Annotated in this window: 10 protein-coding genes; 2 read left to right on the top strand and 8 right to left on the bottom strand. The window is 62.4% G+C overall.

Annotated features, from left to right (window positions below; all coding sequences use genetic code 11):
- On the bottom strand, window positions 1–163 hold a 163-nt coding region (locus QAT43_RS13005), incomplete at its 3' end, for a cold-shock protein (RefSeq protein WP_305043512.1).
- A 297-nt stretch (window positions 164–460) separates the two neighbouring features.
- Here QAT43_RS13005 and QAT43_RS13000 point away from each other — a divergent pair.
- The gene (locus tag QAT43_RS13000) at window positions 461–1,360 is read left to right on the top strand and encodes an AEC family transporter (protein ID WP_305043511.1); all 900 of its coding nucleotides are present in this window, start codon (window positions 461–463) and stop codon (window positions 1,358–1,360) included.
- Window positions 1,361–1,409: 49 nt separating this feature from the next.
- Here the strand turns inward: QAT43_RS13000 and QAT43_RS12995 are convergent, their stop codons facing one another.
- Entirely contained in the window at window positions 1,410–2,408 is a 999-nt protein-coding gene (locus QAT43_RS12995) for a LysM peptidoglycan-binding domain-containing protein (RefSeq protein ID WP_305043510.1), read from the bottom strand.
- 23 nt (window positions 2,409–2,431) lie between these two features.
- On the bottom strand, window positions 2,432–3,118 hold the full coding sequence (gene ybgF, locus QAT43_RS12990) for a tol-pal system protein YbgF (RefSeq protein ID WP_305043509.1): 687 nt from the start codon (window positions 3,116–3,118) through the stop codon (window positions 2,432–2,434).
- Between the two features lie 145 nt (window positions 3,119–3,263).
- Here ybgF and QAT43_RS12985 point away from each other — a divergent pair, with 145 nt between their 5' ends.
- Entirely contained in the window at window positions 3,264–4,493 is a 1,230-nt protein-coding gene (locus QAT43_RS12985; protein WP_305043508.1) for a peptidase U32 family protein, read from the top strand.
- Between the two features lie 84 nt (window positions 4,494–4,577).
- On the opposite strand, the gene QAT43_RS12980 is transcribed toward QAT43_RS12985, so the two are convergent.
- The 5 genes from QAT43_RS12980 to QAT43_RS12960 all read right to left on the bottom strand — a co-directional run.
- The gene (locus QAT43_RS12980) at window positions 4,578–5,252 is read right to left on the bottom strand and encodes a metallophosphoesterase family protein (RefSeq protein ID WP_305043507.1); all 675 of its coding nucleotides are present in this window, start codon (window positions 5,250–5,252) and stop codon (window positions 4,578–4,580) included.
- A gap of 34 nt (window positions 5,253–5,286) precedes the next feature.
- Window positions 5,287–5,880, bottom strand: a complete 594-nt coding sequence (locus QAT43_RS12975; protein ID WP_305043506.1) for a hypothetical protein — start codon at window positions 5,878–5,880, stop codon at window positions 5,287–5,289.
- 86 nt (window positions 5,881–5,966) lie between these two features.
- Window positions 5,967–6,953, bottom strand: a complete 987-nt coding sequence (locus tag QAT43_RS12970; protein WP_305043505.1) for a transporter — start codon at window positions 6,951–6,953, stop codon at window positions 5,967–5,969.
- A gap of 188 nt (window positions 6,954–7,141) precedes the next feature.
- On the bottom strand, window positions 7,142–7,687 hold the full coding sequence (locus QAT43_RS12965; RefSeq protein WP_305043504.1) for a hypothetical protein: 546 nt from the start codon (window positions 7,685–7,687) through the stop codon (window positions 7,142–7,144).
- A 27-nt stretch (window positions 7,688–7,714) separates the two neighbouring features.
- Window positions 7,715–7,972: cysteine peptidase family C39 domain-containing protein (locus QAT43_RS12960; RefSeq protein WP_305043503.1), on the bottom strand; the 258-nt coding region annotated here is incomplete at its 5' end.

Below are 7,972 nucleotides of genomic sequence, written 5' to 3'. Positions count from 1 at the left end.
GGCCCTGGACGACTTCGAAAGCCACGCGGTCGCCTTCGGCCAGGGATTTGAAGCCCGAGCCCTGAATCTCAGAGAAGTGGACGAACACATCCGGTCCGTTGTCCTGCTCGATGAAACCAAAACCTTTAGCGTCGTTGAACCACTTCACAGTACCTTCAGCCATTTTCTGTTGCTCCTTTTTTTCCTTGTGGAAACTTTGGTTTGCGGAGAGAATTCAGTCCACCGAAAACAAAAAAACACACGACCCAAGAGAGGTCTGTGTGCTTTGTCCTGACGGCGAATCGGTCAGCCTGAAAACCTACACAAACGTGCTTAAGATGGGCAACACTAGCACAAGGGCTTGCGCGGAGCAAGAAAATAAACGTTTTTCTTTAAAAAAAATAGTCGGTGGCGAGGGCCTGTTGGGCTAGGATGGCTGTTTCGGGCAAGACGGGGCTCGTCATCATCGTTAGGGAGCGGTGTGGAAAGTTTTGTTTTGATTGGAGTTTTTGTCTTTTTGGGCAGGGTGTTCCGGCGCCTGAAGGCCTTTCCGCCGGATACCCCCCAGGTGCTCAACATGTTTGCACTCTATGTGTCCCTGCCCGCCCTGATTCTTCTCAAGGTGCCGCACCTGAGTTTTTCCCGGGATCTGCTGGTGGCGGCGGCGACGCCTTGGGCGCTGCTGGTGTTCTCGGTGGTGTTGGTCCTGGCGGCGGCTCGGATTGGCGGCTGGCCGCGGCCGGTGGTGGGCGTGCTGCTGCTGGTGGTGCCCCTCGGCAACACCTCCTTCATGGGGGTGCCCATGATCCAGGCGTTTTTCGGCGAGGCGGGCTTGCCCTATCTGATCATCTACGATCAGTTCGGCACGCTGTTGATTTTTGCCATCCACGGCTCGCTGATCCTGGCCATGTTCGGGCAGGAGGGTTCCCTGAAACTGGTTTCCGTGGCCCGCAAGGTGCTGCTTTTCCCGCCGACCCTGGCGCTGCTGGCGGGGTTTGCCCTGCGCCCCTGGTGGACGTATCCCGAAGCGCTGGTGAGCGCCCTGCAGAGCATTTCGGCGCCCCTCATTCCCCTGGTGATGACGGCCGTCGGCTATCAACTGCGCTGGCGATTGCCGCGCCGGGTTTTGGCACCCCTGGGGTTTGGCTTGGGCGTCAAGCTGCTGCTGGCGCCCTTGGCGGCGCTGCTGGTGTTTCGCCTAACGGGCATGGAAGGGCTGGCGGTGGAGGTGAGCGTGCTGGAGGCGGGCATGCCGCCCATGGTCACGGCGGGTGCCTTGGCGGTGGCGGCGGGCTTGGCGCCGGAACTGGCCGTGGCGCTGGTGGGGCTCGGCATCATCCTCGCCTTTGCCACCTTGCCGCTGCTCTATCTGCTGCTGTAAGACACATCCCCCTTGATCCAAGGGGGATGTGCGTTTGCGATGTGGGGACTCAGCGCATTTCGGCGTGAACCCGATCGCCGCGTTGGATGGCGTCCACGCTTTTGATGATGAGCATCGCGGCGGAATGGGGTTGGGTTTCGAGAATCACGCCGGCCCCGAGCACGGTTTCCGGAAGCTGGAGGGGTGTGGTGCGGGTTTCCATGGCGATTTCCGAGGCCTTGCGCGGCCGCGAGATGATCATCAGATTACCCGCCTGCAGGCCGTCGTCGCTGCCGAGATCGACGTAGGCGATCATGTTCTGGGCCAGGGCCAGGTTTTCCTGACGCCCACCGATGAGGGTGCCGCTGAGGGGCGCGACGGCTTCCTTGAGGGCGACTTCCCGCGGGGCGGGCTGATAGGGACGCAGCAGGGCGCCCCGCGTGACTTCACTGTTGGCGTCGATGATCTGCGCGGCGGCGACCTGGGGATGGAGTTCGGTGATCTGCAAGGTGCCGAGATCCTGAACAAAGTAGCCGAGGAACTCGCCCGTTGCCGGATGCGTGACCCGGTCGCTCAGGCGAAAAATGGTGAAGCGGTCGCCGGGAGCGACGCGGCCCGGATCGGTGAGTTCCACGAACACCCGGTCGCCGGGGCCCATCATGATGCGGTTGTCGGTGGCATCGACCAGGCTGCCGACGCTGCCGATGGTTTTTTCCAGAAAGCCCTCGCCGCCGCCCATGGCCTTGATGCGGATGCTGTCGCTCACCGCGGGGACGACTTTCTGGCCGTCCATGTGAACTTCCTCGATGTTCTCCTCGGCTCCGACGATTTCAATACGGTCGGAAAAAATCCGCAGCTTCTGGCCGGGATAGATGAAATGGGGATTGCGGATGTCGGGATTGTTGGCCCAGAGGTTGGGCCAGTAGAGGGGATCCTTGATGAAGCGCTCGGAAATGCCCCACAGGGTATCGCCTTTCTTGATGGTGTAGATGCGCGGTTCCTCGGCGGCTGAGGTCAGGCCGGCGCCGAGAAGCACCAGGGCCAGAACCAGGATTTTCTTGAGAGACATGGTGATTCCTCGGAGAAAAAGGTTCAGGGTTCGAGATTTTTCTGCGCGGCGGCGCTTTGCGGGTAACGCTCGCGCAATAAATTCATCAATTGCCGGGCTTCGTCGCCGCGACCCAGTTTCTGGTAGGCCGAGGCGGTCTTGAGCAGCGCGTCGGGCGTGCGCGTCGACTGTGGGTAGCGCGTCGCCATTTTCATGAACTCGACGGCGGCCTGTTCATAATTCTGCTGGGCATAGTAGCATTCTCCGATCCAAAATTGCGCGTTGCTCGCATATTCGTTGTCGGGAAAGGCCCGCAAGAATTCCTCGAAGCCCGCGATCGCTTGCGGATAGCGGCCTGAGGCATAATCGGAAAAGGCGCGCAGGTAGGTTTCCGTGGCGGAACCCGGCGCGGGAGCACTCGGCGCCGGCGGCGCGACGGGCTCGGGAGGCGCGACGCGCGCGGTGATTTCACCGCGCGCGGTGTCCTTTTCTGCTACCGTGGATCGCTGCAACCCCTCCAGTTGGGCCTGCTGGCGACGAACCTCGGTTTGCAGTTGGGAGAGATCGCCGCGCAGGGCCGCGATCTGGGCGTCGAGTTCCTTCTGGCGTTTTTCGATGCGCGCCAGATCCGGCGATGAAGCCGGGGAGACGGTTTGGGAGGGGGGTAGGGCGCAGCCGCCGAGCAGGGCGAGCAGCACGAGGGACAGGCTGGCGATGAGAGCGAGGGGCACGCCGTCCTCCAGGGAAAATGAGAGGGAAGTAAAAGATTTCTAAAATGAAAATTTCTCTAAAAATTATAGGCTTTTTGCTGCCTTGTCAAGGGATGAGGGCGGAGATTGGGTGGATGCCCGGCTGGGCGATGGGAGAATTTCAAGAATGAAGAAGGTTGAATTGCTGGCGCCCGCGGGGGATCTGGAAAAACTCGAAACCGCTCTGCGTTTCGGCGCCGATGCTGTCTACCTGGGCACCGAGCGTTTCGGCTTGCGCGCCCTGGCCGGAAATTTCGATCTCGGGCAGTTGCGGCAGGCGCGCGACCTGTGTCGGGCGCAGGGCAAGAAGCTCTATCTGACCCTCAATGCCTGGCTGCGTCCCCAGGAATTTCCCGACCTGGCCGCGCTGCTGGAGGAACTGCGTCCCCTGGACTTCGATGCCTACATCGTCGGTGATCCCGGCGTGCTGGCGACGGTGCGTCAGGTCGATGCCGCGCGCCCCCTGCATCTCTCGACCCAGGCCAACACCACCAACGCCCAGGGCGTCAATTTCTGGGCGGCGGCCGGTGTTGCGCGGGTCAATCTGGCGCGCGAGTTGCGCTTGGAGGAGATTCGCGCGATTCGCGCCGCGACGGCCTGCGAGCTCGAAGTGTTCGTGCACGGTGCTTTGTGCGTGGCCTATTCCGGGCGCTGCCTGCTGTCGGCGGCGCTCACCGGGCGCGAGGCCAATCGCGGATTGTGCGCTCACCCCTGCCGCTGGCGTTATGCCCTGATGGAAGAAACCCGGCCCGGCGAATATTTTCCGGTTGAGGAGGATGAGCGCGGCACCTATGTGTTCAACAGCCGCGATCTGTGCCTGGTGGAGCATCTGCCCGAGCTGGTCGCGGCGGGGGTGGACAGTCTCAAGATCGAGGGGCGCATGAAGAGCGTCTACTACGTGGCGGCCGTGACCCGCGTCTACCGCGCCGCCCTGGATCGCTGCCTGGCCGATCCGCGCGGTTTTGCCCTCGACCCCGAGTGGCGCGCGGAACTCGACAAGGTCAGCCATCGCCCCTACGGCACGGGTTTTCTGTTCGGCGGCGAGGGTGCGGGGGTGCATGCCGCCGATTCGGCCTATGTGCGCGCCTGTGATTTCGTCGGGGTGGTGCGCGAGGAGGGAGAAAGCCTGGTGGTGCAGGGGCGCAACCGCTTTTTGCCGGGGGAAACTCTGGAGATCATCGGCCCGGCCATGCGCACGGCGGCTTTTTGCGTGAACGAGATTCGCTCCTTGGAGGGAGACTCTTTGCCGGCAGGTCAGCCCAACCGCCTGGTGCGACTGACTTTGCCGGAGGGGACGCAGGCAGGCGATCTACTGCGGCGGCCGGTCAAATCCTTGGGGGACACGGATCAAATCTGAAAAGGCGGGATCAAAACGGATCAAGCTTGAGAGAAAAAATCCGCCCTGATCAGATTTGATCCGTGTCCCCAGGTTTTGCTTTTCTCAAAACAACAGAAACCTTTTGCGTTTGGCCTCGGCGGCGGGAACCGACCAGCAGCGGCCGGTTTCGACATCGCAGCAGGTCAGGGCGCGGCCGTAGACGGCGCCGGTATCCAGGCCCATGCGACCGGGTTGCAGCAGCGGCCCGCCGCTCTGGGGGGTGTGGCCGAAGACGACGGTCTTGCCCCAGTTGTAGCCGCTGTTAAGGAATTCGTTGCGAATCCACAGCAGGTCTTCCTCGCTCTGCTGGGAGGGCGGCAGGCCCGGGCGCATCCCGGCATGGACGAAGATGACTTCCGGGGTTTCGAAATAGAGGCGCAGGTTGTCGAGAAAGTGGAGGTGGTCATTCGGAATCTCGGCACCGTGGTAGCTCTCCAGGGTCTCCTTGCCGCCGTTGGCGAGAAAGCTCAGGCGGTCGCGGCCGCAGAGAAAATCCAGGAACATCGCCTCGTGGTTGCCCTTGAGAAACACGCTGCGCGGAAAGCGCCGGGCGAAATCGCAGAGAAAGTCCAGCACGCCCCGCGAGTCGGGGCCCCGATCGACGTAGTCGCCGAGAAAGACCACTTGGTCCTGGTCCGTCGGCGCAACGCGCGCCATGAGGGCGCGCAACTGCTCCAGGCAGCCGTGAATGTCTCCCACCGCCAAAAGGCGGCCGCGTTTGATGAGTCGCGCCGTCATCGTCCCCGTTCACATCCTCGTCGCGGATAGCTTTTCAGGTGGGCCGCCCCTCGCGCACCCTGACCGGTACCACCCGCACACAGGCCCCGGGCCCCTCCAGCTCCCGATACAGACGTAGCAGAAAACGTACCGTCACCACCTTGTGAATCGCCGCCTGGGTCAGGCGGTAGAGCCAGCGGCGCGCCAGGGACGGTTGCGCGCTGCCCAGCAGCAGGGGGCAGAAGTCCGAAAGCTGCAGGCGCAGGCGCAGGACTTCGCCCAGGTCCTCCGTCGCCAGTTCCAGCCGCCCCCGGTCGCACAGGGCCGGCTGCACGAGAAACCCGCCGCAAATCTCCAGGGTCAGGCTGCGTCTGGTGGCTTCTTCATCATAGCGGGGCGGACTGAATTCCAGCAACGCCCAGGGGGTATCAATCAGGCAGAACCTGACCTTGCCCCCTTCCCGGCGCGGGCGCACCAGTCCCAGGGTGAAGCGGCGCAGGTGCCCGAGGTAGCGCTCCAGAAGATATTCGGGGGTGATTCCAGCGGCGAGATGGCGGGGCAGGTCCAGCCATTGAACGGAAAACACCGAGGAATCCTCCAGGAGGACCTGCTGGCAAGCGATTTCGTGGGGACGTGGGACGGTGGTCATGGCGAGGTCATCCCTTGAAAGTCAATGGGCGTGACTTTACCACGACCGCGCGCAAAATGGCGATGACTTTGGGATGGCCTCGACCCTTAGAAGCTGAAGCGGATGGGCAGGTTGATGCTCACCTGGACGTCGGGGGAATCCTCGGTGACGCCGACGCCGACGGTGACGTTGATCGCCGTGCGCGCGGAAACGGCATAGGTGGCCCCCAGCATCAGGGTGCCCACCACCGGGTCGGTGTCGGGCAGCTTGGTGCCGTCGAGTTGAGCGCGGGTGTAGATTTTCTGCTCGTAGGCGGTGCTCAGGGCGAGTTTGTCGTTGAGGGCGAAGCCGACGCCGAAACTCAGGTTGAAGCTGTCGCTCGGATCGAGCTCGCCGAGGCCGTCGATGTCGCGTTCCATGTGGTAGAAATAGCCGAGATTGGCGAACAGCACCGCGGGGTCGGTGACCTTGATCAGGGTCAGGTAAGGCTCGATGCCCCAGTGGCCGGTGCCGGTGGGTAGCTCGGTGGGAACCCGCTTGCCGGGCGTCGCCAGTTTGGACGGCAGGCCGTAGGGATCGCGCCCGGTGCGGGATTTGACCTTGACCCCGCCGATAATCTGAGGCCTGGTGGCATTCGCCTTGAGCAGGTGAAACAGGATGCCTCCTTCAATATCGCCCAAGGCGTGGTCTTCCACGGTTTCTTGCCGGGTGGGAATGCCCTGATCCGCGGGGGAGAGGGAGAATTTATCGCTGCGGAACAGGTAGGGCACCTTGAGATTGACCTGGAAGAAATCGCTGACGCCGAAGCGCATGGCGATGGACGGGGTGAGGATGTCGCGCCGGACTTTTTCCACCTGAATCAGGCCGATCACCAGACCCGGCAGGGTGAGGCCGGTCAGGTCGATGCGGTTGGAGGAATTGTGGGTATATTGCAGGCCCGGTTCGACGATCAGGCTTCTGCGCCCCGCCCAGGAGCCCCCCGTATCGGCGATCAGGCTGGTTTCCGAAACGCCGCCCTCGGTTTGCGCCCAGGCGGGCATCAGAGCCAGTTGCAGACAGACGACCACCCCGATCAAGCCGACCAGGCCACGCATACGCCCTCCTGAATACAAAAGATACCGATGCCGCGAATCCGCCCTTCACCCCAAAATCCCGCCCAAGTATAGTCGATCCAAAGCTGATTTAAAGTGAGGGACGGGATTTATTTACCCTGTTTCCGCTCGCGCGCAAAAAAGGCCACGACCGCCGACCGTGGCCACCAGGAGGCTGGGACAGTTCCGGTCTAATAGAGGAAGAACTCCCTCAACTGCGCCCCGCCGAAATTCTCCGCGCTGAAAAAGCCCAACTTCAGGTTGATGATGTTGACGATGGAGCCGACGTTATAGTTGCCGGAGATGATGTTGGCGTTGGCGATGCCCTGAAAGTCGGTGAAGGCGTTGTTGAGCAGCACATTGTTGATCTGCTGTGGCACCCTGCCTGTTTGGGATGTCAAGGGGTCGCCTCCTTGCCCGGCCTGCAGTATGTCGAGGTTGAGCTGGATGCTGCCGTCCTTGGCGATGACCGCCTCCTGGCGCAGGGCGTTCACGAAGCCCGTGGTCTCGCCGCCGCCGGGCTGCTGATGGGACACCAGGTTGACCCGCATGAAATCCATGGAAAAATACAGAAAATCGCCGTTGGGCAGGCTGAAGCCGCCGTGGGTGGCCGCCATTTCATCCTCGCTCAGGTACTCGCCGCTCATGTTCAGGACATCCGCGGCCCAGGCCGGCCCAGGAATCCACAGCAGCATTGCCGCAAGCAACCACCACCCGATACCCCGCCCCTTGGTCATGGCTTTCTCCCTTGAAAAACCAAACACTCAGAATTCGTTGGCGGCGCGCACAAACTGCAGGCTGAGCAACTCGGCCGGCATCAATTCGTTCAGGTCGCGCGACCAGAACGGCTTGATCTCCAGGTCGTGGGCGGCGACCCGTTCGCCGTCCGCGCGCATGAAGGCCAGCAGGATGCCGTTCCACAACTCTCCGAATTCTTCCTGGGTCCGGAACCAGTGCCCACGCGCCGGATCGGCCAGGTAAACCTGGCCCCCCTTGACCCCGCGGATGACGACGAAATGGCT

Origin of the sequence: Geoalkalibacter sp. (genome assembly GCF_030604225.1) — a bacterium.
Classification (GTDB): Bacteria; Desulfobacterota; Desulfuromonadia; order Desulfuromonadales; family Geoalkalibacteraceae; genus Geoalkalibacter.
Note: the sequence above shows the minus strand (reverse complement) of the source record. Positions and strands in the feature narration are given on the sequence as shown.